We start from the raw sequence: 24,262 nt of genomic DNA on the forward strand, positions 1-24,262 counted from the left end.
TTACACAAGAAATGAGGCAAGTCAAAGCAAATCAGTGCTAAATTCATAGCCTGTAGTGTCATATGTCCTATTAAAAGGAGAATCCCAATCCAGGTGCATCATTCGGATATACATAGCCATCGACGATCCTCACCGCATGATAGGAGGGATCATCGATGAACTCGACATGTCCATCCAAATCGGCGAATCGCACATTGGGACAAGAAAGTGCTACATGCAACCCGGCAGCTATGCCCAATCCCGCCTCATCCATACAACCCACCATCGTACGAGCTCCGTAGGCAGAGGCAACAGCATCCAGCTTCATTGCCCGCCAGATGCCGCCAGTCTTTGCCAGCTTTATGTTGAAGAGGTCTGCCCCACCAGCGGCAATCACCTTGAGAACATCTTCAGGTCCAAGGACTGCTTCATCGGCCATAACGGGAACCTTATTGTTTGAGTCTCGGCGTAAGGTATCCAACAATTGGAGATTACGTTTGTCACAAGGTTGCTCGATAAAACTGGCACGTACTCTATGGAGTACCTGTATGCACTGCAACGCTTCTTCCCGGGAGTACCCCTGATTAGCATCGAAGTAAAGGTGGATATCACTTCCTACGACCTCCCGCACCTTCAGCAGCTTCTCCATATCGTCCTCTACGGAAACTCCCCCTTTTATCTTCAACGCCTTATACCCTCGGCCAACCCACTGTGTAGCTTTTTTGACTACGTCATCAACTGGCTGTATTCCTATGGTGATGCTGCTGAGAATCGAACTCCGGGCACCCCCAAGTAGCTGATACAAGGGCATACCAGCTTTCTTGCCAACTATATCGAATAGTGCCATGTCTACAGATGCCATCGCAGTAGGCTGATCTGGGAGTTGCCTGTGCAGTCTCTCGAGCAAGGCACCATATGACAAGGGATCTTCACCTAACAGCATGGGAACAGCCACATCACGTAAGGCTCTATCTACTGTGTGTTCGTTCTCTCCTGTAACCTCTTCGTCAAAAGCGCTACAGCCGAAGCCGGAAATCCCTGCATCGGTATCGATACGGATAAAGTAATTGATGGCTGTCTCCATAGTCGAATAGGCTATCGTAAAGGGTTCCTCAAGAGTCAATGTCACTGGCCATACTTCACAATTTATGATTTTCATGGATGTCACCGTTTCTCCATAAGGTTGATCATAAGATCGACGATCGGTCCAAGGTCGTGAACCAATCCATCTCTGACAGGTAATCCCGTCTCCCGTTCCAATTTCTCGCATTGTCCGTCGATTTCATCGGGACGCATCCCCTCATGGTTCAACGTAAGGGCGACAACCGGTTTTTCAGAGACCAGCTCGACTGCCTTGATCTGACGATCCAATGGATGTACCGGTGTGCCAGGAATTCCATCATAGTCTTTTCTCAGAGGCGCATGCTGCATTACCACTGCGTGAGGTTGACTGGCTGCAAGAATCTCAAAGCCTCCTGGATAAAGTGGGTTGAGTAGACTGCCCTGCCCTTCGATTACCATTACCTGGGGCTTCTCATTATCCCAAGCCTCCAAGATGGCGTTTTCAATTTCACCAGCAACAAAATCATTAATCAAGGAATCCATTCGAACCCCATATCGGGCTCCTTGCAACCATGCGGTTTGACCAGTCCCTATCATCTCAGCAGATATACCACGGGCTTGGAAAGCTTCAACCAGTTTCCATGCTATGGTACGTTTGCCGATCGAAGAGTCTGTTCCGAGCATTGCTATTCGGAAAGAACCGACCTCCTTTATCCTACCCGTATAACTATGCAGGTCATCTCTTGGTGGAATTTTACGGACATCTCGGATTCTTGATCCACTTTTTTCCGCTGCACTGCGCATTTCGGGATCTTCGGATAAGAAATGGTGCATACCGCAATCGACATTGAGGCCCAACTCCAGAGCATGCAACACATCGGCATGCATTTTCGGTGTCAATCTCCCTCCATCGGTCGCGACACCAAAAACCAAATGGGTTATAGGAGTATCGGTCTCTCGATAGTGGGCTACTGCAGAATCGATATCGGCAAAAATAGGAATATCCCGATGTTTGCCATCCAGAACTTCTCCCGCATCTTCTCCGACATGGGTACTGTCTACGAGGGCTACTACATCATATCTCTTGGTGAAACGAACGAGTCCGTGGGCGGTTTTACCCCAAATCGTATCGAAAAACTCATCACAATATACCAATGCAACTCCATCAATCACCGCAGACCTCCTGTTAGACTCGATATCCTATGGATACCCCAGTTCATACAACTATGCAAGAGGATAGACAAAGAAATGGATGCTTGATCTTACTGCCATGAGAAACAGATGATGAACTATCAATGTAACACGTTCGAATCTCTTTTGAGCAGCGAAAGCCTTGGGCTGTTACTCTCATTTTGATCTAAACTTGTTGTGGACTCGTCATTTGATTGCTATGATGGTTTCATCTGAGCACTCACCAGAGGAGTCATTCTACGATGAGAAAAACCCTGTTGGTCACCTTCTTGTTTTTAGGCATCCTGACAAGTGTCTTTGCAGCTATCGAACAAGGCTCCTACCAAAGGAAATCCATAACAGCGTTGGACTCAGTATGGGTGTTCCCCCAAGCACAAAATATGGTCTATCGCTCTTGGGCTTTCGATCTCGATCGATTCGGGAAATTCCTGACATACTATATCGAGATGCCCCGCTTCGACTACAATGAAATCCCCGATCATTTAAAACAACGCTTCACAAATAGGGCAAACAGTATTTATGACATCTCTATATACTCCCTTTCAAACCTATTACAGACAACGGTGGTCGACGATATCATGAACATCCTGAATGATCCGGAGATCCAGGAAGCCAGAAGAAAGAATTTCAAAGATGAAGCGAGCTTCCAGAGCTTTGCTGCAACGAAGGCAAAGTCTCTGGGCTTGACCGAAGAAGAGTTGATTGATCTCTACAATTCAGCTTATATCTACCTCCCCTTTATCTCCTCCGCCTACCTCCAACGAAGTGAGGAAGGCTATGATACAATCCATATAGATGGGGGCATCATTTGGTGGAAAATCGATGTGGATCAGTCGGGCACTTCTTCTGTTAAGGAACTCCTGGTTGCCACCACCTGGGCTATGGGGTTCGTGGATTACGACCGCATCGAGAATATCTTCACATTCGCTGACGAATCCTGGTATGCAAGCCCCCTCGAATATGCCGTAAATGATGCGATGTTGGCGTTTGCAAAGAACCTATCGGTCAAAACTCGTCAGATCGATGCATTTAAATTGCAGGCTCAGATAGTTGAAAGTAGTGGAAGAACATTTGGTTTCCCTCTCGGTAATAACGAAGGGATTCATTTGGATGATGGCTTTTATGTTATAGAATATCGGGAAGATAAAGATGGGAATATTGTACCCTATGAAAAGGGGTATGTGCGGGTATCAAAAACCGGTAATAATGGATTCGATCCTACTGCACTCACCTACGCGAAGCAGATCATGGGTACCCGTGCCACCATCGGTGACGTGGTAATGGAAAATCCCAAGCTTGGAATCGAGTTAGGAATTACCGGTGGTTTAACCACAGGGAGCATAATTACCAAAGAACATACAAAGGCGAAAATTCCTTCCATAACTCCAATCACACCAGTATACGGACTCGACGAGACCTCCGAGTCGCAACTGGCTTTCAATGCTCTGTTTATGTACAATCTGGCTCCAATAACAAATGTGTCGCAGTTGTTTCTGACGATGGATGTAGGTTTGGCTTTCCCGCAAGGAGAAAGGGCTAACTCAGCCAGCCTTTCGGTCGTATCCCCTTATTTCGGAGTCACTAAAGGATTCGGTGGCAGAGTATATGCGAATGCTTCGGCCCTGCTTGGTTTGGATCTGTTGAACATTTCTTACGAAGCTTCGAATTACGATGTTTCCATCGATCACCGTGCATTTGGAATCAAAGCGATCATTGAAGCCGGCTATATGCTGAACCCCAACTGGCGAGTCGGTGTTTTCGGCAGCTATAAGATCGGATTCTCTCCCTACAATTCGAACATAGAAGTGGATGGAAGATCACAAACGGTTGACTCTGATACTGATGATATGCGTCTAGGTGGAGTAACTGTGGGTATAGGTGTATCCTACTCTCTTGGAGAGTTACCCTTCAACCTGTTTGGGTTTCTCGATCCACTAAAGCAGTATTGAAATGACAGGAGTAAAAAGTATGGATAAAAGACATATATTTTTGATAGTTGGAATGGTTACGCTTCTTTTCGTATTTGCTGGTTGCCAGAGTACAGCACAATCAGATTTATGGGATTTGGGAGACCGGGCGGATATGCCAGTCTCCAAACAGGGCTCTGTGCTTGAAATAGTATCACCAGACGAAGTCTTGGTAGAGGCATATGGACTCTACTATGGAGAAGGAAAATCCATAGCTTCGCAAAAACGAGACGTAGCAGAGCATGGTACCGAGAAGGCTTTGCTGGATGCGCGGAGAACGGCCATCCATGTACTCTTACTGGAGGGATCTGATCCCATCCTCGCCTCGGATCAGGAAAAAGCAGCCTTTCAGCGGGATAAAGAGTATTTCTACAGTCCTGACACCTTGCGACACTATATCACCTATGAAGATACACTTTTTACATCTAGACTCCTTATCGAAGATTCCACCGGAATCAGAGTCTCTAAACGTTTCAAGGTGAACAAGGAGAGACTCCTAGAGGATCTGGCATACCGCCGAATAATAGTAGCAAGAGATGTTCTCATGGAAAGCATAGGGAATCCTATAATCATGGTTATGCCGAATGCCGAAACGAATCAAAGCCCCCTGGATATCCTTGCAGCTGATCCCATAGCACGACAATCATCAACTATAATCCAGAGCTATCTCACATCGAAAGGATACGAGGTGGTCACCCCAGAGCAATCCGGGGAAATTGCGAATCTCATAACGACGCAACAGAGTCTTAATGGAGGATATCCCGACTTCTCCTACCAACTAGCTCTCACTATTGGAAGCGATATTTATTTGACATTCACCGGTTACAGTGAAGAATCCTCCTTGGACACTACCCGTTATATTGCGACACTCAATATCTATGAAACAACGACAGCTAGACTACTCGGTTCTGAAACAGGGTATAGCAAAGGCAGGAAAGGGGATGTGGGAGTCTCTGTGGAAGAGGCTTACAACGATGCCATCGATAGAGCGCTCACCCGAGTTATGAATTATTGGAAGGAAGATGTGGAGAAGGGAATCCAGTATAAGGTAATCGTCAGCCTTACCCCAGGTCTAGACTCCTTCGATATTGATACGATTCACCTCTCCTTCTTGGATGCGGTTGATGAAATTGCCGTTAATTCCCGGGAATTGATACTCACCGATGAGACTATAGACTTCCTTATATGGGTAGACCCAAAACGCTACGATAGACCGTTGAGAGTCTATCAAGCACTCAAAGAGGCTTTCGAACAAGGAGGGTCCTCAGCTGTGATGGGTCGGTCCTCCATAAATCGAAAGCTGATGCAACTGACCATCGAGTATTGAGAACAAGGAGACTCCTCTCATGAAGAAAATCCTGTATCCAGCTATCGTAATGATATCGGTACTATCCTTTGCGTTCCTCGGATGTGCAACAACTCCACCCGTTCAGCAGGCAGCATCTTCGCAGGTAACTGCATCCTCGGGAATCCCCGAATGGTATCTATCAGGAAGTCTTCCCGGGTTTGGTGTTGAAACGTATATTGTAGGAATTGGGGAGGCATCGAACCTTGACGATGCCATAGCGGAAGCTCAGGCGATGATCGGAGGACAACTGAAGGTATCAGTAGAGTCTACCGTCGAATCCTTCAGAAAAGAGACGAATAGCGGAGGAGAACTTGATTTCTTCGAAACCTTTTCTGAGAGCTCAAGTATCACGGTAAGCGAGACCCTCAAAGGTTCGCGTATCATCGAACAGGAGATGATCGATGGCACCTACTACGTCTTTGCTGCTCTCCATATCCAGAGCTATATATCCCAGCTGCTGTTGGATCTTGATGGGTTAGGAGAACAGACAGCCAACCAACTCGCTGAGGCACACAGGGCTATCGGACAGGGTTTAGTTTTCGTATCCATGGAACATTATCGAAATGCCTATGACTTGATTGTGCAATACTACACAAAACGATCGTATCTGGAAGCGCTTGCTCCTCATAGAGTTCCCCGAGGAACCATCGGTGCTTCTGAATTAGTCTCTGAAATCCGCTCAATGTTAGGTTCCCTGCAACTTATTGTTGCAGCAGGCGATAACCAGAATGCACCTTTGGGAACCACATTGGAACATCCTATAGACTTCCAAGTGCTCTATCAGTCAAAGTCAGGCGATCACATACCAGTATCCCGTATCCCCGTTACACTGAGAGCTGAAGATAAATCCTCTATTGGGAGAAAAGCTACAGATGCACGAGGTATTGCCTCATTTATGGTCCACGCCGTCCCATTACAAAACGGAAGAGGCAGTGTCGTAGCAACCATTGACATGTATGCAATCATGGGTGAATTCGCTTCCTCAGTCGGAAGACCGGAGGCAATTGCCCGATACTCGATCATCGAACCTCCCCAGAGACAGCATCTTGAGATCATGCTGCTCGATACCGAAGGTAAGCGGATGGAGAGTCTTGAACGGACTGTAGGTCGGGATTTGGGAGATTTAGGTTTCTCTGTCTCTCCAGGTGAGTCGGAATGGATTCTCCAAGGAACATGTTTTGTAGCCTCCCAACAGGAACTTTCCAGCTATCAAGGAACCCAATTTGTCGTGTCCGTTGAGTTGGAGTTGAAAATGGTCCATAAGCAGAGTGGGAATAGTAGTGCCAGCAGGATCATCAACGGTAGTGGTATGAGCACAAAAGACTTCGTGGATGCAACCAAGATGGCGTGCGCGAGAATACGCATAGACAAGAAAGATATCTCAGCCTTGGTCGCAGGGATGGTATACTGAGACGCTAAAGAACCGGTTGCATGAATACATTCTGCATGAAAAATAGAAGAAGGTAGCTACTTGCAGCCGACATAAGTGGTGTCGCGACCCAGCCGATGGCAATCTTCCCCAAAAGACGATAGTTAATGATTCGCCATCCGCCTTTCACAAACCCGATACCCAATACAGCGCCTACGCAGGCTTGTGATTGGGAGACGGGAATGAGTGGTATCGGTGGCAAGCCTATCGAAATGAATAAATCTGAAAGAGCAGTGGATGAAAAAACAAACAGGACCATTGCGGTTGCCAACACAACAACGAACGCGGAGATAGGTGAGAGTTTGAAAATATTGTTACCTACAGTCATCATAACCCGCTTCGAATAGGTAACTACCCCAACCGCTATTGCCAAGCCACCAAGCAAATAGAGCTGTTGTTCTCCGGAGAGTGAGACAAACGCAATTTGCCTTGTCGGCAAATCGATAGCTTGAATGAACACCCCCATGACATTGGCAATATTATTGGCTCCGAGGGCATAGGCTCCAAAAGCTCCCGCAATTAGCAACCCTCCTCTAGTATAACGATCAAGCAAAAGAAGGTGGATAGTGGAGTTGTTCACAATCCGTCTCACGAGGAGAAACAGAAGTGCAGCGAAGATCCCTGCTAGGATAGGGCCAAAAATCCATGTACCAACGATTTTTGAGAGAACGCTCAATTCGGTATGACTTCCTGTATAGATATTCCAACCAACGATTGCACCAACTATAGCTTGTGAAGTAGATACGGGAAGTCCAGACTTCGTCATCAACAGAACTGTAATTGCTGCACAGAAGGAGAGTATGAATGCTCCAGGCAATTGCCCGACGGTTCCCAATGCCCCGAGTCCATGAGAAGCTCCACTACCACCTACGACTGCTCCGATAATCACAAAAAGGCTGCTGATAATTGCAGCCGTCCTGAATCTGACCATCTTGGTACCAACAGCTGTACCAAAAATATTTGCTGCATCATTTGCTCCCAAAGACCATCCCATGAACAAGGCACTTGAGAGAAATACCAGACCTCCCATAAATCCTCCTATATCATCCGCTTGACAGCGTAGACCAAGAGGTTTTTGGAAATATCCTCAGAGATATCCGAAAGAATAGCAATCCGATTGCAAAAGTCACGAATCTGCATCTTTATCGCGAGGTCGGTGATTTCTGGACAATTGAAGAGATGCCTTATTACACCCTCTTCAAGGGCATCGACCTCTTTTTCATAGAATTCGACTCGATAGACATGCTCTTCCACAAGTTTTGTTTGATTGAACAAAGCCCTTACAGCCAACATAAGTGACTCAACCGCCTTCGTGGAATATTCACTCATTAACAAGATTTTATCCCGAACAGACTCCGGGAAATCGGGATTCTCCAATGAAAGTTCGAGCAATAGACGTTTTATATAGTCGAGGATATCGTCTAGATCATCCATAAGCATATACACATCGCCACGGGTATCGGGAATCAACATGAAGGCATAAAGCTTGTATTTGATATCCTTGAGTTCCTTATCACCATTACGTTCGATTTCAGTAACCTTATGGATCCTCTCCTTGAATGATTCGCAGCGTCCTTCCAGATAGTCTTTCATAGCTTCACCAAAATGAAGGCTTGCAGCGGTTATCTGCTCAAGATAGCCCTCGATATCATCCATGAGCTCCTTGCTCCTATTGGTGAAAATCTGCATATTTTTACCTTTCATGCGAAATCCTCCGTATCATACCCCATGCTTGGTATAGCATGTCATGATACCAACAGATCTTATGAAAAGCAAACAATGTCTTACAGAAACTCTAGTCCATGGTTACTGAGAAAACTCAAACCTGTGGTTCAACTTCTATATCCTATTCATCAAGCTTCAGGGGAGATAATGTAATGCTCTATCCAACAGATTCCAGAATCTGTCAGTATCGGCATCGACTCCTACCGAGACTCTCCCATTTTCGGTCTTCGGACCGGCATGGGTCTTCCCGTAAGTTTGACTATCGTGTAGTTCCACATGGATATCGTGTTTTTCAAGGGTAAATATTGAAGGGTCTGCAACAAATGCAACGCAACAGGGATCATGCATAGCTGGATACTCGCTTCCATGGAGTCGATATGCACTTCGGTAGTTATCCATGGATGCATTGAACATTGCAGCGGTTTTTGTGTTCATGCTTGCAAAACGCTTTTCCTGGGTAGCATCCAGTCGAACTTTCAATGTGACATCAAGACCCATCATGACCAAAGGTGCTCCACTGGAGAATACTATCTCAGCAGCTTCGGGATCAGCGAACATATTGAATTCTGCATAAGGAGTCCTGTTCCCCTTTCCCATGGAACCTCCCATACATACAATACTCTCTACAAGATTCGGTAATCGGGGTTCCAACCGAATTGCCATGGCGATATCGGTCAGCGGCCCAGTAGGGACCAGTGTTATCTCATGGGGATTAGCAAGTACGGTATCTATTATGAACTGTACACCATGTCTCTTCTCTGCTTGTTTCGAGAGAGGCGGGAAAACGGGTCCGTCCAGACCGGTCTTACCGTGGATATCCCCCCCTAAGAATTGGTCACGAAGAAGAGGACGATCCATTCCCGCAAAAACGGGTGCAGGCTCCCCAATCAAATCACACACGTGAAGTGTATTGAGTAGAGCCTTTTCCAGTATCTGATTACCAGAGACTGCGACAAGGCCCATCAATTCTATCTCTTGAAGACCGGATGCCATGACAATGGCTACCATATCATCATGACCGGTATCCACATCGAGAATAATTTTCTTGGCCATATACAGTACCTCCCCAGCTTAGAACTAAGCATAGTCACTAGTATGCCAAGGAGGCCACTTCTCCACAACCGAAAAAATTGGCTAGCGCAAGTCCCGTTTCATTTTTTCATAGGTTTCGCTGTCGATTTCACCATTGGCATACCGTTTATTCACTATGGAAAGTGCTTCATCCGATGTGCTTTTCCCTTGGGATGATCTCTTGGAGAGACTTACCGCAAGGAGGACAATCAACGTAATTCCGATCAATACCAAAGCAATCATCAGCCCACGGCTCCACCAGTCAGTGCCCAAGAAGCCACACCAACGAGAACCGAATCTACCTACATTTCCATAACCAAAATATGAACCATACATATGTTACCTCCGTATCAACTTTTTAATTCATCTCTCATTCGGATATACGTATCCCGATCAATAGAACCTTCCGCATAGCGTTTCTTGAGGATAGCCATCGGATCGTCTTCTTTTTGTTCGGAAACGCGCCTACCACCATGAGAATCTGGCCGCAAAAGAATATACACAATAACGGCAATCACAATGATACCTAAAAACATCATATCCTACCTCCCTCCCCCCTGTGGGGGTATAACCAAAGGTTCTCAAATTATACTCACTACGTCTAGAGTAAACCGGATTTCTTTACCCAATCTTTATCTGAATCGACTCCCTTGCTTTTTACGACATAGCTTCGTAAGATTACCTATCACCAAATATGGAGGTAACTACATGCGCAATAGAGCTTTTGGATCGAACAATACTATGGTATCCGAAGTTGGCCTTGGTACATGGCAAATAGGCGGCTCTTGGGGAACCGTAGAGGATGCTACCGCGATGGAAATACTCCATACCGCAGCAGAAGCAGGAATAACATTCTTCGATACTGCAGATGTTTATGGTGATGGTAGAAGCGAACAGTTTATTGGGAAATTCCTTAAAGAACACCGTAGTAGCGTTTATATCGCATCCAAACTCGGCCGTAATAGCAACCCCGGTTGGCCCGAAAACTTCACCAGAGAAACGATGATCCGGCATACCGAGAACTCTCTCTCCAGATTGGGAGTGGAACAACTGGATTTGATCCAACTCCACTGTATTCCTCAGGAGGTACTTGAGGATGGAACAGTATTCGATGTACTGCGGGACTTGAAAAAACAGGGGAAGATTGCGGACTTCGGCGCTAGCGTTGAGAGTGTCCAAGAGGGACAGATCTGCCTCAAACAAGAAGGTTTGGCTTCGTTACAAGTAATCTTTAATATTTACCGCCAAAAACTTATCACAGAATTGTTCGATGATGCAAAACGACAGGGTGTCTCCATTATCGCAAGAGTTCCGCTTGCTAGTGGACTCCTCTCAGGTAAAATGGGGGAAAATACTACTTTTGCTCAGGATGACCATAGGAATTTCAATAGGGATGGAGCTGCATTCAACGTAGGAGAGACTTTCGCGGGGCTTCCGTTTGAAAAGGGAGTCGAACTTACCGAAGAACTATCGGCTTGGAAACCGGAAGGCATGAGCCTTGCCCAGATGGCGTTACGCTGGATACTCGACTATGATGCCGTCTCGGTAGTCATTCCTGGGGCGAGCCGACCCTCCCAAGTCTTGGACAATGCGGCAATTTCGGAACTCCCTCCCCTTTCTACCGAATTACACGCAAAGTTAGAGCAGTTCTATCTGGAAAAGGTCGCCAAACATATTCGAGGTCCCTATTGACGCACGCAGACAAACAAAGGAGAGCTACACTCTTCTGGACCCTCTTTATAAAGACATTCACCCTCAGTGCATTCACCGTTGGGGGTGGATATGTCATTGTTCCTCTAATGAGAAAGACTTTTGTCGATACATTGGGTTGGATTGAAGAGAAAGAGATGCTTGATCTGATCGCTATCGCACAATCCTCTCCCGGCCCCATTGCAGTAAACACCTCCATTCTTGTTGGGTATAAACTCAGTGGAGTTGCCGGCGCTCTAGTGACTCTGCTGGGAACCATACTCCCACCTCTCATCATTCTTACCATCTTTTCCTATATATACCATGCAATAAAAGACAACCTGATAATTCAAACCCTCTTCTTTGGTATGAGTATAGGTGTTGCAGTGGTAATTTTTGATGCAGTGACAACCATGACAAAGACCGTATTGGGACAAAAAAAATTCCTCCCAATCATCCTGATGATCTTGGCCTTCATCGTAACTCTCACGTTTGAATTGCACATTGTCTATATTTTACTTTCCTGCGCCATTGCCGGTATGATCGCGACATTGGTCGCTTCACATAAGGGAAAGAAAAGATGATGTATCTACAACTCTTCTGGAGTTTTATCCAAATTGGACTTTTGAGTTTTGGTGGTGGATATGCGGCATTGCCTTTGATCCAACAGCAGGTTGTGGTAGAACACAGTTGGCTTACCATCCAAGAATTTGCAGATGTCGTAACCATCTCTCAGATGACCCCAGGTCCGATAGCACTGAATGCCGCTTCTTTTGTCGGAACACAATTACTGGGCATTCCGGGAGCTATCATAGCGACACTGGGAAACGTTCTCCCCTCTCTGGTCATTGTACTCACCCTTGCGTGGTTCTATTTCCGCTATAGGAACCTTCGTACTATCCAGGGAATGTTATATGGATTAAGACCCGCCGTAGTTGCGCTGATCGCGTCTGCAGGACTCAGTATTCTCTTCCTCGCGCTCTTCGGTACGACGCACATGCCCTCTACCGTACAAGACGTCTCATGGGTGGCTGTAACTCTTTTCGTCCTGGGATTCATCATAGTTCGTCGTTTCAGACCAAATCCTATCATGGTAATACTTGGAGCTGGTGTAGTCGTGGTAATCCTGCATGTATTGGGTATTCCTATCTAACGCAGTTCTTACCAGCTGTCTTGGCATCGTACATTGCCGTATCAGCCCTATCGATGAGTGTCGTAGCCGATTCCCCCTTACGATGTTCGGCCACACCGAGACTGATCGTACAATGGATCTTCCCATCGAAGCGACGATTTTCGACCTCCTGCCTCAAGCGTTCGGCAACGAGATATCCATCTTCAAGCGAACACTCAGGGAGCAATACCAGTAACTCATCCCCTCCCCAACGGGAAATGATCCCACTATTCCCAAGAGCCTCTTCGAGCGTCTTTGTGATATGAACCAGTACGCGGTCACCTATCAAGTGCCCAAAAGTATCATTAATCTCTTTAAACCCATCCAAATCTATACCAATCACGCAGAAGGGATTTCCTTTTGTCTCATGGGCATCGATTGCTTCTTCAATCTCCTCGCTGCAAAGATGACGATTCATAATTCCAGTAAGGGAATCCTTTCCCAACATCTGCTGGAGCTGGGCAGTCCTCTGTTGGACCTGCACGGATAGTTCATCGACCATCTGTTGATGCATCTGGTCGTTCATCTTGGTTTTCTTGACCAATTGGTGATCAATGAGGAGCGCAATCGCCATGATTACAAAAACTACTGACAGGCTGATGATTATGGAACGATCGAATGCCGCCATAGCAGTAGGAGTATGGGATAATATGCCCAAAGTCATAGAAAAATTGTCAGTCTGTGCGAACGAGACTAATGCATCGTTCTTTCGCTGGAGCCGAAGACCTCCGAATAGAGTCGAATCTCCCGTCGTTTTTCCGTACAACTCTCCATATACTGGAAGATCGGATACATTGGTGACAGTTGCTAATAGCGGTGACATCAGATGTGCTTCATGCGGGTTGTTCCAAATTGCAAACAGCTGTCCCGTATGGTCGTATAATATCGCAGAAACCAAACCTGGCGATAATCCAATGTCAAGGAGATCGAAAAATTGCTCGGTCTCTATGACTAAGGCAACCAAAGCTTTCTGCTGAGCATCCCTATCGGACAAGCTGCGACTCATGATCAGATGCTTTGCTCCATGGTCACTGAATGTGGTCAATGCAAACGGAAGGCCTTGCTGGAAATGGATATCGATTAACGTCTGTCTAACCTGTTCCAATGCTTCGAAATCGGAAGGATAACTACTGTAGAGTTTTTCTCCCTCGACCGAAAGTAGACACACTCCCTCGATATCTTCATGAAGAAATAGTTGCTGCCGTACGGTCTGTCCCACAAATTCCTGATCCACAGGATCATCGAGATCGACTGTAGAAGCCGTCAATTCCAGCATCCGCAAGGTCAATTCAAATGTATTGAGCTTACTGGATATTTTCTCTGCCAACAAACCTGATTGCAATTGGAGAAGGTCATCCACTCCCTCCAATTCTACTCTTCGCTGATTGAAGAGAAGCACCGAAAGCAATACCAAAAGGAGTATGAAAACAATGATTGGCAAGAGATAGAGTCGGAGATAAAGGTTGTTTCCCGAAGCCGAGGTAGCTTTCCTACTCATAATTCGCACCACCAGCTGAATCATTCTGCTGGATATAGGTTGTGAAATCACGATACAAATCTGAGGCTATACCCATCTGGCGAGCAATGCCATCTTCATGAAGTTGTAGAGTCTGTCTAGTCTTCTCCAACTGTCCAGCTCCTACCACCGTAACAGTAAGGCCATTGCGCATCATAGCCAGCCGGGCAGAATTCTGTGCAATAGTAGCATTCCTTCTTGCTGTATCAACTACTTCGTCCCAAGCATCCAATATGATGGATTGGGTAGCAGAATCAAGACGATCCCAGAACAGTCCTGAAGCGATGGGAATATATTGGGCGAAATATTGCCTATCTTCGTAGACTGAAGTGATACCCCGTTCCCATAATCTGGCACTTGCCAACGTCTCATAAGAGGTAAGCACACCATCTACAGTACCCCTATCGAGGGCATTGGGAAAGTCTGACCAAGCAATCGTAATCGGTTGTGCACCTAACGCCTCGATACGGAGAGAATTGCCCACTCCTCCCGCCACTCTGATTTGTTTTCCAAGAAAATCGGATGGCCGTTTGATCGCATTGGTTGTACTGAATATATGGGTATGGCCAAGATCAATCCAGCGACCAAGCACTTTCACATCCAGGACCCTCTCAATAGTAGAAATCAGACGATCGCCAATCGGACTCTCCATGAGCCCGTAAGTGAAAGATGCATCACGTCCATACATGGAGGGGAGAAGGAAAAGCCCAACTTCAGGAACGTAACGATCGAATTGCCACGAACCCGGAACGGCGATCTCAACCTTTCCTTGTGCCAGAGCTCGAAAAATATCTGTATCACGAAAGAGAGATGCAGCAGGGAAAAATTGAATTTCATATCGTCCGGACAACTTATCTTCCAGTTTATCTGAGAAGAGTTGTACAGCCTTAGCTTGAACATGAGAGGCCGTATTCTCCACCGAAATACGTATGATTGGTAAAGTTTTAGCCTCCAATGGAATACACAGGAAAATACCTATTATGAGCACAATATTACGTACATAGAATTTCCGATTCTTAGCGTCTTTGCCGTACATAGCTTCCGGGTAACTCCAATAAATTGATTGGAATCATCATATCATCTCAGGACCTGGAAGAAAAGTCATAACGTATGACATACCACAAGTCGTTCCAAAAAAATCCAACAATTGATACTATGCCCTAAGGGGGATATATGGATACACGTGACATCATTATGATATATGGGGCCGATCCGGAGATTATGACACTTCGCTTGCTACAAGAGAGCGATATCGCCAATATGGTCAGCCCTTCAACTAGAATTGTACTAAAACCTAATTTGGTGGTACCTAGCGATGCTAGCGAGGGAGCGACCACTCATCCCCAGATTGTCGAGGCTTGCATCCGCTACTTCAAGTCAATGGGTTGTAATAATATTGCCATAGTAGAGAGTGCCTGGGTGGGAGCAAGTACAGAAGATGGATTCAAAGCCCATGGATACAACTCATTCGTACAAAAGTACAAGGTTGATCTCATTGATGTGAAAAGGGATTCCTACACAAAAATTTCTGCCCACGGCTACGAAATCGAAGTCTCTGACGCGATCCTCGCTGCCGACATTCTCATAAATCTACCGGTGCTTAAAGGTCATTGCCAAACTACGATGACTTGTGCACTTAAGAATATGAAAGGATGTATCAGTGACTTATCCAAACGAAAATTTCACTCGTGGGGCCTTCATGAACCGATTGCTGTGCTCAACACGATCAGATGTGCCGATTTGGTGCTTGTCGATAGCTTGAATGGAGATTTGGATTTTGAGGAGGGAGGTAATCCTGTACAGACAAATAGGATGTTTGTTGGTCGAGATAGTGTATTGGTAGATACATACGCAGCAAATCTCATGGGCTTCGAGAGCGAAGAGGTAGAATATATCGATATTGCCAGGCAATTGGGAGTAGGGAGTGCCGATATTGAGTCAGCAAGGATAATTGAGCTTAATGCCGATGTTGCGATTCCCATGCCAAGGCCTTCCCATAGGGTACAATCGTTGGCGACCCACACCATTGCCTCATCCGCATGCAGTGCCTGTTATGGCAATCTCATTCATGCTCTTGCTCGTCTTCAGGAACGTGGCACACTTGGAAAGCTCGGAAGAAAGGTACATATAGGACAGGACTATAAAGGAAAATCGGGGTGCGGCATAGGTGTCGGAATCTGCACCAATGGTTTAAACCAATCTCTTCCAGGATGTCCGCCTAAAGCTCTCGATATGGTCAAATTCCTAGAAAAATTGGCACAAGAAGATTAAATCGAGAATTAAAGCCTTCAATTTTGTGGATTGCACCCGCAGGGGCTTACCGCTACTATAAGGACCATGAACGAATCACAATCCCAAGGGATAAAAGGGATGATACACCTCTACAGGGGTCTTCCCAAACCAGTTTATGCACTCTTCATAGCGACCATCATGAATGGACTCGGTATCTTTGTATATCCGTTCATGGTACTCTTGCTCACACAACACTTGGGGTATAGTGATGCATGGACAGGCATATTCATGTCCCTCTCTGCCCTTGCGTACCTACCGGGATCCTTTATCGGAGGGAAATTAGCAGATAAAATAGGCCGAAAAAAGGTAATGATCTTTAGCCAATTGCTTGCTAGTGCCATGTTTGTGATTTGCGGATTCCTCGGGAAATCCCATCTGGTTCCCCTATTCATATTCCTTAATCTCATGTTCGATGGTGCTACCGATCCCGCCAGAAGTGCACTCATGACCGATATCACGACCCAAGAGAACCGGCAAGTAAGTTTCTCCCTCAATTATCTCGGATTCAATATCGGATTTGCCGTGGGACCGGTTGTCGCGGGGTTGTTCTTCTATTCTGCTCCCAGCTGGCTGTTCTTCGGTAACGCCATCGCAGCAACCGTGGCAATTATGTATGTTGCTATTACGGTTCCCGAATCAAAACCGGACCAAGAGGCTATTGAAGCAAGCTATCATACCGACTCGACTGAAAAAGCTCATGATGGAGGCTGGTTGAGTGCTCTTTTGTCCAGACCAAGGCTACTGATCCTAGCATTATGTATAACCTTCTTCAGTTTCTCCTATAGCCAGTCCCTTTTTGCCCTTCCGCTCTATACCACGCAACTCTATGGTGAAGCAGGGGCTACACTCTATGGTTCCATCATGAGCTTGAATGCCATTGTCGTTGTTGCAAGCAACGCATTCCTAGTGATGGCATTACGGCGGTATCATCCTCTGAGGAATATTGCCATCGCGGGTGTACTCTATGCGATAGGATTCTCGTGTTTGGGTCTTGTGCAGACACCTATCTGGTTCTATGTACTGGCAACAGTGTATACCCTTGGTGAAGTGATCGATGCAACAAACACACATTACTATATTGCTAACAATACTCCTATAAGCCATAGGGCTCGATTCAGTGCTGTCCTTCCTGTGATCATGGGCACAGGACATGCAATTGCCCCGTTAATAGGAGGACAAGTCAGTACAAGATACGGCTTGGATGTCCTTTGGGTTATCGTAGGTATCACTGCGGCACTCGGGACTTTAGGAATTCTCATACTATACTGGACAGAAGATCCCGAATCTCGCAAAAAGAATCTCCGAAAAATCCCTTGATCCTCCTATCCAAGACCTATTTTGGTACGCAATCCATTTTTGTATAAAATTTAGATAACTTCAAACTCTAAAAATAATTAGGGTTAACTGGTTTAGTATCTTCCATAATCAGGCAAAAATGGGTTGAACCACTTTACACAAATTTAATTCAACCGTATTGTTATGACATGGATGTAGGAAAAGCGATACGGGATTTGAGAGTCAAGGCTGGATACTCACAGGACAAGCTTGTTGTGCAAACAGGTATTTCACGTAGCCAGCTATACTTTATCGAATCTGGACGTTGCGTTCCAAGAGTCGAAACCATGGAGAAAATTGCGTCTGTGCTCAACATGCGTGTCTCGGATATCATAATTTTCGCCGAGACACATTATCCTTCAACATAATTCAGTTATATTGGGATACGGTACAGATATATTCGCCAGGTTTGCAGGATCTTGGGCAACGGCCTCGGAAAAGGAGGATTGGGAGTCTGCTGCATGGCTAAACCGAAATGTGTCTCCCTAGGACCCTGTTGCAGAAGTGGAAACATCGCCCACAATTGGTGCAACATACGAAATGAAGCTGCCGCCAAGGTTTCACACCCCGAGCGACAGCTTCTAATTTTTTTTGCCTGGCTGATCTAATCGATAACCTCTTCGATCATCTCTTCGATAGAGGCACCAGGAGCTACCATCGGATAGACTTTGTTATCCAAAGGTATTTCACAGTCGATAACTACAGGACTCTTCAAGGAGATGGCAGCCGACAAGATCGCTTTTGGATCATCCTGCGCGCCCATCTTCATCCCTTTCACGCCATATGCTTGGGCAAGGGAGACCCAATCGATCTCTGTATCCAGTGTCGTCTCAGAATATCTCTCATCATAGAAAAGCGTCTGCCACTGCCGTACCATACCTAGGGTATGATTGTTCATGATCAGAATGATAACCGGTAATCGGTAACGTGCCATGGTCGCAAGTTCATTACAGTTCATCTTGAACGACCCATCTCCGGCAACATTCACTACCCGTTTGTCGGGATTTCCTACTTGGGCTCCGATAGCAGCTCCGGTACCATACCCCATCGTTCCTAATCCACCAGAGGTGAGGAAACGACTTTTTGGAGAATGATGATAGAATTGTGCAGCCCACATCTGGTGTTGCCCAACTTCGGTTACAACAACGGCATCGTCAGGCATGACCACCGATAAAGCCCTAAGAATCTCAGCTGGCCTGCGTGTCTCTCCTGCGACCTTGACTGGATGCTCAACTTTCCATTTGGCAACTTGTTCCATCCATGCAGTATGAGAAAGAGGTTTATCCAACATAGCATTCAACTTGGAAAGGACAACTTTGATATCTCCAATCACATGATGGTATGTAACGATATTCTTGTTAATCTCGGCAGGATCGACATCGATATGGACAACTTTAGCTTTTTTAGCAAAGGTACTAGCCTTACTGACCACCCTATCACTAAACCGTGCACCAATCACGACCAACAGATCACAGTTGCTTACCGCGATATTAGAGACTCTCGTACCGTGCATGCCGATCATCCCTGTGAAGCGTCGCTCTTCGGTATCGATCGATCCATGTCCCATGAGCGATACTCCCATAGGGCAATCGAACTTTTCTAAGAACTCTGACAATTCAGCTTCAGCATGAGAGCGTAATACTCCCCCACCAACATACAACATCGGACGACTTGCATCTTTGAGGAGTTTGATAGTTTTTTCTAGGGAACTTTTTCTCACCGAATCGGAGTCAGGTTTATCAGGTTGCACGACTTCGGCTTCATACGATGTGACTGCTGCTGTGATATCCTTAGGGATGTCGATCAATACCGGACCAGGACGCCCCTCTCGGGCAATCCTAAAGGCACTCCTGATCGTATCGGCAAGTGTAGCTACATCCTTTACGATATAATTATGCTTGGTAATGGGCATGGTAATACCACTGATATCTACCTCTTGAAAACTATCCTTACCCAACAACTGAGTAGGGACATTTCCGGTAAAGGCGACAACAGGAATAGAATCCATATAAGCTGTAGCCAATCCGGTGACCAAGTTCGTGGCACCGGGGCCACTGGTAGCGAATACGACACCCACTTTGCCTGTCGATCTTGCATATCCATCCGCTGCATGTGAGGCACCCTGTTCATGGCTAGTGAGGATATGGCGAATTGAATCCCGATTCTTGTATAAAGCATCGTAGATGTTGAGAACAGCGCCTCCAGGGAATCCAAACACAGTATCGACACCCTGTTCTTTGAGACAAGCGATAATAATTTCTGCTCCATTCAACTTCATGCGACAATCTCCATCAGGTGGTCACCAAAGACCACCTGCAAATGCAGGGAACCTATCCCTGCTATCTATCTGCGAATACCGCTCCTGTAGCAGCACTCGTGACCTGTTTAGCATATCTGCCAAGATACCCGGTCGTAATCGGTGGTTGGGGAGCTTCCCAACCCTGCTTTCTCAGCTTCAGTTCCTCTTCATCTACAAGTAACGAGATAAGCCCCTTATCGATATCTATCTCGATGATATCTCCCTCTTTGACGAAGGCTATAGGACCACCTTCAGCAGCCTCAGGGGATACATGTCCAATAGAAGCTCCTCTGGTCGCACCACTGAAACGACCATCAGTAATCAAAGCGACATCCTTATCCAGACCCATACCAGCAATCGCGGATGTCGGTCCAAGCATTTCGCGCATTCCAGGACCACCCTTGGGTCCTTCATAGCGGATAACTACAACATCGCCCTTCTTTATTTGACCGCGATAGATTGCGAGGCTCACATCTTCTTCCGATTCGAAGACTCGTGCCGGTCCACTGTGTTTAAGCATCTCGGGAGCAACCGCAGATCGTTTAACCACTGCCCCGTCAGGAGCGAGATTCCCACGAAGGACCGCTATACCACCTGTCTGACTGTAAGGATTATCGATCGGTCGTATGACCTCTTTATCGTAATTCATCGCTCCAGCAATCTGGGCACCCATAGTCTTACCCGATACCGTGAGGGCTTCAGAATGGATTAGCTGTTTCTTATGCAACTCGGACATCACCGCCATGACACCACCAGCACGGTACAGGTCCTCAATATGGTAAGGCCCCGCGGGAGCTAAGTGGCAGAGATTCGGGGTTCTCTTGCTTACATCGTTGGCCATGAAAATATCCAGGTCAACTTGTGCTTCATGAGCAATCGCAGGTAGATGCAACATGCTATTTGTGCTACAACCCAATGCCATATCTACCGCAAGGGCATTTTCAAATGCCTGTGCTGTCATGATATCTGAGGGCTTGATCTGTTTCTTATAGAGTTCCATAACCGCATAACCGGCCTCTTTTGCCAATCTATCGCGTTCAGCGTAGACAGCTGGGATAGTGCCATTACCAGGAAGTCCCATACCCAATGCTTCAGTGAGACAGTTCATGCTATTTGCAGTGAACATTCCGGAACACGACCCACAGGTGGGACATGCGGAATTCTCGCAAGCGAGAAGTTCACTATCACTCATCTTGCCGGCAGCATGAGCGCCAACGGCTTCAAAGACACTAGTGAGATCTATAGCGCTCTTCTGCCCTGGAAGATGCCCGGCCAACATCGCACCTCCCGAGACAAAAACGGTCGGGATATTTATCCTTGCAGCAGCCATAAGCATGGCAGGGACAATCTTATCACAATTCGGTACCATGACCAGAGCATCAAATGGATGGGCTGTAGCCATGACTTCGACCGAATCAGCAATCAATTCCCTACTGGCAAGAGAGTATTTCATCCCTTTGTGCCCCATTGCGATACCATCACAAACTCCAATAACGGAGAACTCAATAGGAGTTCCACCAGCCGATCTCACTCCCGCTTTTACAGCATCGACAATCCTATCCACATGGACATGTCCAGGGATGATCCCATTGGCTGAATTGACAATTCCTATCAATGGAGAAGAAATTTCCCTATCGGTCAATCCCAATGCTTTCATCAATGAGCGATGTGGCGCTCTCGCGTTGCCGCTCTTCATCTGGTCGCTTCTCATATCTTTGCTCCATTCTCCGGTTTTTTCGTGTAATCCCTGAAAGCAGCAAGTAACTTCATGGTAACTTCACCGGCCACACCGGAGCCAATTTTCTGGCCGTCAAGTTCAGTTAAAGCGATAATCTCGGCTGCTGTTCCTGTAAGGAATGCTTCATCGGCATTCAAGACATTGAAGTGGGTAAATGGTGTCTCATTCATTTCATATCCCATCTCGCGGGCTATACGTATGACAGCTTGTCTCGTAATACCATCCAGAGTCCCAAGCCAAACTGGAGGGGTGCTGATAACTCCATTCTTCACAATGAAGATATTGTCTCCAGTACATTCAGTCACCACACCCTCTTCATTCAACATCAATGCCTCATCAGCTCCATAGCGATGGGCTTCTATCGAAGCAAGGATATTGTTCAGGTAATTCAGACTCTTGATCTGGGGGTCGACAATTGTAGCCTTGTTCCTTCGTAAATGACTGGTAATGACCTTCAATCCACGTTTATATGCCTCATCGCTATACAAGGCAACCTGACCAGCTATACAGAACAACCGTGGTTTTGCGGAACCCGGCTTCGGATATAATCCCAGACCATCAGCGCCTCGGGTACAGACAAGACGAACATATCCATCGACGATATCATTACGACGGCAGGACTCCAATACGATTGAAGTGATCTCTTCAATGGAGAGCGGGAGCTCCAGATTGATCGCACGGGCTGCAGCTTGGAATCTCTTCATATGGTCATCAAGACGGAAAACTCTACCGCCATATGCACGGATACCTTCAAAAATCCCATCCCCGTACAACAATCCATGGTCCATCACTGGAATTTTTGCTTCGCTCAGCGGAACATATGCTCCTTCAAGATACACAACCTGTTCACTCATCGTATTTTCTCCTTACCATTTGGCTACTGGTTATCCAAAGCTAGATATTGCGGGCTATCAACGAACCCATCTCTTTTGTACCGACTTGTTTCATCCCTTCACTCATGATATCACCGGTTCTCCATCCTTCGTCCAGAACCTTTCCAACCGCCTGCTCTATTGCGTCGGCCTCTTCTGATAATGTGAAGGTATACCGGAGCATCATGGCAACCGAGAGTATCGTCGCTATCGGGTTCGCGAGATCCTTACCCGCGATATCGGGAGCAGAACCATGGATAGGTTCGTACATACCGAAACTATCAGATCGAAGGCTGGCAGAGGGAAGCATGCCGATTGATCCGGTAATCATACTCGCCTCATCGCTCAAGATGTCACCGAACATATTCTCGGTTACTATCACATCGAACTGTCGTGGGTTACGAACCAACTGCATGGCGGCATTGTCGACATACATATGATCTACTTCCACCTCAGGATATTCGGAAGCCATGGAATTGACGACTGAACGCCATAAGCGGGAAGTTTCGAGAATATTGGCTTTATCGACGCTCATCAGTTTCTTATTCCGCTTCATGGCAATCTCGAATGCCATCCGGGCAATGCGTTCAATCTCAGGTATGCTATAGGCCATGGTATCGAACGCGGTATCGCCATGTTCGTTACGGCCTCGTTCGCCAAAGTAGATCCCTCCGGTGAGTTCCCGGACAACCATGATATCGAGACCTCCGGCGATCAGATCTTTTCTCAATGGACAAGCATCGGATAACTGTTCATATAATAAGGCTGGTCGTAGATTACAGAATAATCCCAAACCTCCACGTAATCCCAAAAGAGCTTTTTCAGGTCTTTGTTCCCCTGCAAGGTGATCCCACTTGGGACCCCCTACCGCTCCAAGAAGAACAGCCTCGGCATCCTGACAACCAAGCAGGGTAGACTCTGGAAGCGGGACGCCTACACTATCCAGCGCACTTCCACCAGCAAGATAGAATGAATAGTCGAATTTATGGCCGAATTTTGTCCCGACAGCTCCCATCACCTTGACGGCTTCTGCAACGATATCGGGACCGATTCCATCTCCAGGAATCAGTGCTAAACGCATTTTCATGCCATCACCTCCCTCTTCATATAGTTGATCAAACCATCAGCAGCTATCATCTCTTGGATGAATGGAGGAAACGGTTCGGCAGACCAACTCTTTCCCGAGGTCTCATTGGTAATTCTTCCGGTAGAAAATTCCACGCTTACCTTGTCTCCAGCTTTGATACCCGCTACAGCTTCCGGACATTCGAGTATCGGCAAGCCGATATTTATTGAATTCCGGTAGAATATCCTGGCAAAGGAGACTGCGATCACACAACTGATTCCTGCTGTCTTGATTGCTAGTGGTGCGTGTTCTCGTGATGAACCACAACCGAAATTCCGATCTGCGACAATAATATCGCCATCTTCTACTGCATCAATGAATGTCGCGTCGATATCTTCCATGCAATGACTGGCTAGCTCTTTAGGATCGATCGTATTGAGATATCGGGCAGGAATGATCACATCTGTATCTACATTATCACCATAACGAAAGGCTTTTCCTTGTGCTTTCAT

23 protein-coding genes are annotated in these 24,262 nt (G+C 46.5%); 9 read left to right on the plus strand and 14 right to left on the minus strand.

The genetic code is table 11. The features are described 5' to 3' along the window. Window positions 1–70 precede the first annotated feature (70 nt). On the minus strand, window positions 71–1,138 hold the full coding sequence (locus ACODJP_RS01985) for a mandelate racemase/muconate lactonizing enzyme family protein (protein ID WP_422477924.1): 1,068 nt from the start codon (window positions 1,136–1,138) through the stop codon (window positions 71–73). A gap of 5 nt (window positions 1,139–1,143) precedes the next feature. Further along, entirely contained in the window at window positions 1,144–2,214 is a 1,071-nt protein-coding gene (locus tag ACODJP_RS01990; RefSeq protein ID WP_422477926.1) for a DUF1611 domain-containing protein, read from the minus strand. A gap of 260 nt (window positions 2,215–2,474) precedes the next feature. Here ACODJP_RS01990 and ACODJP_RS01995 point away from each other — a divergent pair, with 260 nt between their 5' ends. From ACODJP_RS01995 to ACODJP_RS02005, 3 genes are read left to right on the plus strand one after another with little or no spacing between them, the layout of a single operon-like run. Then, the gene (locus tag ACODJP_RS01995) at window positions 2,475–4,181 is read left to right on the plus strand and encodes a hypothetical protein (RefSeq protein WP_422477928.1); all 1,707 of its coding nucleotides are present in this window, start codon (window positions 2,475–2,477) and stop codon (window positions 4,179–4,181) included. Between the two features lie 19 nt (window positions 4,182–4,200). After that, window positions 4,201–5,526, plus strand: a complete 1,326-nt coding sequence (locus ACODJP_RS02000) for a DUF6175 family protein (protein ID WP_422477930.1) — start codon at window positions 4,201–4,203, stop codon at window positions 5,524–5,526. A 19-nt stretch (window positions 5,527–5,545) separates the two neighbouring features. Then, on the plus strand, window positions 5,546–6,958 hold the full coding sequence (locus ACODJP_RS02005) for an LPP20 family lipoprotein (protein WP_422477932.1): 1,413 nt from the start codon (window positions 5,546–5,548) through the stop codon (window positions 6,956–6,958). A gap of 4 nt (window positions 6,959–6,962) precedes the next feature. Here the strand turns inward: ACODJP_RS02005 and ACODJP_RS02010 are convergent, their stop codons facing one another. The 5 genes from ACODJP_RS02010 to ACODJP_RS02030 form a co-directional block, all read right to left on the minus strand. Beyond that, the gene (locus ACODJP_RS02010) at window positions 6,963–8,006 is read right to left on the minus strand and encodes an inorganic phosphate transporter (RefSeq protein ID WP_422477934.1); all 1,044 of its coding nucleotides are present in this window, start codon (window positions 8,004–8,006) and stop codon (window positions 6,963–6,965) included. An 8-nt stretch (window positions 8,007–8,014) separates the two neighbouring features. Then, the gene (locus ACODJP_RS02015) at window positions 8,015–8,680 is read right to left on the minus strand and encodes a DUF47 domain-containing protein (RefSeq protein WP_422477936.1); all 666 of its coding nucleotides are present in this window, start codon (window positions 8,678–8,680) and stop codon (window positions 8,015–8,017) included. Window positions 8,681–8,836: 156 nt separating this feature from the next. Continuing rightward, on the minus strand, window positions 8,837–9,754 hold the full coding sequence (locus ACODJP_RS02020; protein WP_422477938.1) for a nucleoside hydrolase: 918 nt from the start codon (window positions 9,752–9,754) through the stop codon (window positions 8,837–8,839). Between the two features lie 81 nt (window positions 9,755–9,835). Next, on the minus strand, window positions 9,836–10,108 hold the full coding sequence (locus ACODJP_RS02025) for an SHOCT domain-containing protein (RefSeq protein WP_422477940.1): 273 nt from the start codon (window positions 10,106–10,108) through the stop codon (window positions 9,836–9,838). Window positions 10,109–10,122: 14 nt separating this feature from the next. Then, window positions 10,123–10,311: a hypothetical protein gene (locus ACODJP_RS02030; RefSeq protein WP_422477942.1), complete on the minus strand. Its 189-nt coding sequence runs from the start codon at window positions 10,309–10,311 to the stop codon at window positions 10,123–10,125. A gap of 169 nt (window positions 10,312–10,480) precedes the next feature. Here ACODJP_RS02030 and ACODJP_RS02035 point away from each other — a divergent pair, with 169 nt between their 5' ends. Genes ACODJP_RS02035 through ACODJP_RS02045 form a run of 3 tightly spaced genes read left to right on the plus strand, consistent with a single transcriptional unit; the run spans window position 10,481 to window position 12,614 of the window. After that, window positions 10,481–11,464, plus strand: coding sequence for an aldo/keto reductase (locus ACODJP_RS02035; RefSeq protein ID WP_422477944.1), 984 nt, complete (start codon window positions 10,481–10,483; stop codon window positions 11,462–11,464). Continuing rightward, entirely contained in the window at window positions 11,461–12,045 is a 585-nt protein-coding gene (locus tag ACODJP_RS02040; protein WP_422477946.1) for a chromate transporter, read from the plus strand. Before ACODJP_RS02035 ends, ACODJP_RS02040 begins: the two co-directional genes overlap by 4 nt. After that, on the plus strand, window positions 12,042–12,614 hold the full coding sequence (locus tag ACODJP_RS02045; RefSeq protein WP_422477948.1) for a chromate transporter: 573 nt from the start codon (window positions 12,042–12,044) through the stop codon (window positions 12,612–12,614). The genes ACODJP_RS02040 and ACODJP_RS02045 overlap by 4 nt, the downstream gene beginning before the upstream one ends. Here the strand turns inward: ACODJP_RS02045 and ACODJP_RS02050 are convergent. Together ACODJP_RS02050 and dctP are read right to left on the minus strand one after the other, a co-directional pair. Next, complete coding sequence (locus tag ACODJP_RS02050) at window positions 12,607–14,130, minus strand: sensor domain-containing diguanylate cyclase (protein WP_422477950.1); 1,524 nt, start codon at window positions 14,128–14,130, stop codon at window positions 12,607–12,609. The two genes, ACODJP_RS02045 and ACODJP_RS02050, sit on opposite strands and share 8 nt — an antisense overlap. Next, window positions 14,123–15,184 carry a TRAP transporter substrate-binding protein DctP gene (dctP, locus tag ACODJP_RS02055; RefSeq protein WP_422477952.1) on the minus strand — a complete coding sequence of 354 codons (1,062 nt, stop codon included), beginning with the start codon at window positions 15,182–15,184 and terminating at the stop codon, window positions 14,123–14,125. Before dctP ends, ACODJP_RS02050 begins: the two co-directional genes overlap by 8 nt. Before the next feature lie 137 nt (window positions 15,185–15,321). On the opposite strand from dctP, the gene ACODJP_RS02060 reads away from it, so the two are divergent. The 3 genes from ACODJP_RS02060 (at window position 15,322) to ACODJP_RS02070 (ending at window position 18,143) form a co-directional block, all read left to right on the plus strand. Further along, the gene (locus ACODJP_RS02060) at window positions 15,322–16,419 is read left to right on the plus strand and encodes a DUF362 domain-containing protein (RefSeq protein ID WP_422477954.1); all 1,098 of its coding nucleotides are present in this window, start codon (window positions 15,322–15,324) and stop codon (window positions 16,417–16,419) included. 66 nt (window positions 16,420–16,485) lie between these two features. Then, window positions 16,486–17,757, plus strand: a complete 1,272-nt coding sequence (locus ACODJP_RS02065) for an MFS transporter (RefSeq protein WP_422477956.1) — start codon at window positions 16,486–16,488, stop codon at window positions 17,755–17,757. 167 nt (window positions 17,758–17,924) lie between these two features. Then, the gene (locus ACODJP_RS02070) at window positions 17,925–18,143 is read left to right on the plus strand and encodes a helix-turn-helix transcriptional regulator (protein ID WP_422477958.1); all 219 of its coding nucleotides are present in this window, start codon (window positions 17,925–17,927) and stop codon (window positions 18,141–18,143) included. A gap of 236 nt (window positions 18,144–18,379) precedes the next feature. Here the strand turns inward: ACODJP_RS02070 and ilvB are convergent, their stop codons facing one another. The 5 genes from ilvB to leuD all read right to left on the minus strand — a co-directional run bounded on the left by ilvB (window position 18,380) and on the right by leuD (window position 24,262). Further along, entirely contained in the window at window positions 18,380–20,053 is a 1,674-nt protein-coding gene (gene ilvB / locus ACODJP_RS02075) for a biosynthetic-type acetolactate synthase large subunit (protein ID WP_422477960.1), read from the minus strand. A gap of 61 nt (window positions 20,054–20,114) precedes the next feature. Continuing rightward, window positions 20,115–21,785, minus strand: coding sequence for a dihydroxy-acid dehydratase (gene ilvD, locus ACODJP_RS02080; protein WP_422477962.1), 1,671 nt, complete (start codon window positions 21,783–21,785; stop codon window positions 20,115–20,117). After that, on the minus strand, window positions 21,782–22,666 hold the full coding sequence (gene ilvE, locus ACODJP_RS02085; RefSeq protein WP_422477964.1) for a branched-chain-amino-acid transaminase: 885 nt from the start codon (window positions 22,664–22,666) through the stop codon (window positions 21,782–21,784). The genes ilvD and ilvE overlap by 4 nt, the downstream gene beginning before the upstream one ends. 40 nt (window positions 22,667–22,706) lie before the next feature. Beyond that, window positions 22,707–23,771 (minus strand): 3-isopropylmalate dehydrogenase, encoded by a 1,065-nt coding sequence (gene leuB, locus ACODJP_RS02090; RefSeq protein ID WP_422477966.1) that lies wholly within the window; start codon window positions 23,769–23,771, stop codon window positions 22,707–22,709. Continuing rightward, on the minus strand, window positions 23,768–24,262 hold the full coding sequence (leuD, locus tag ACODJP_RS02095) for a 3-isopropylmalate dehydratase small subunit (protein WP_422477968.1): 495 nt from the start codon (window positions 24,260–24,262) through the stop codon (window positions 23,768–23,770). The genes leuB and leuD overlap by 4 nt, the downstream gene beginning before the upstream one ends.

Origin of the sequence: Pleomorphochaeta sp. DL1XJH-081 (genome assembly GCF_049310885.1) — a bacterium.
In the GTDB taxonomy this organism is placed as follows: domain Bacteria; phylum Spirochaetota; class Spirochaetia; order Sphaerochaetales; family Sphaerochaetaceae; genus CAYZJV01.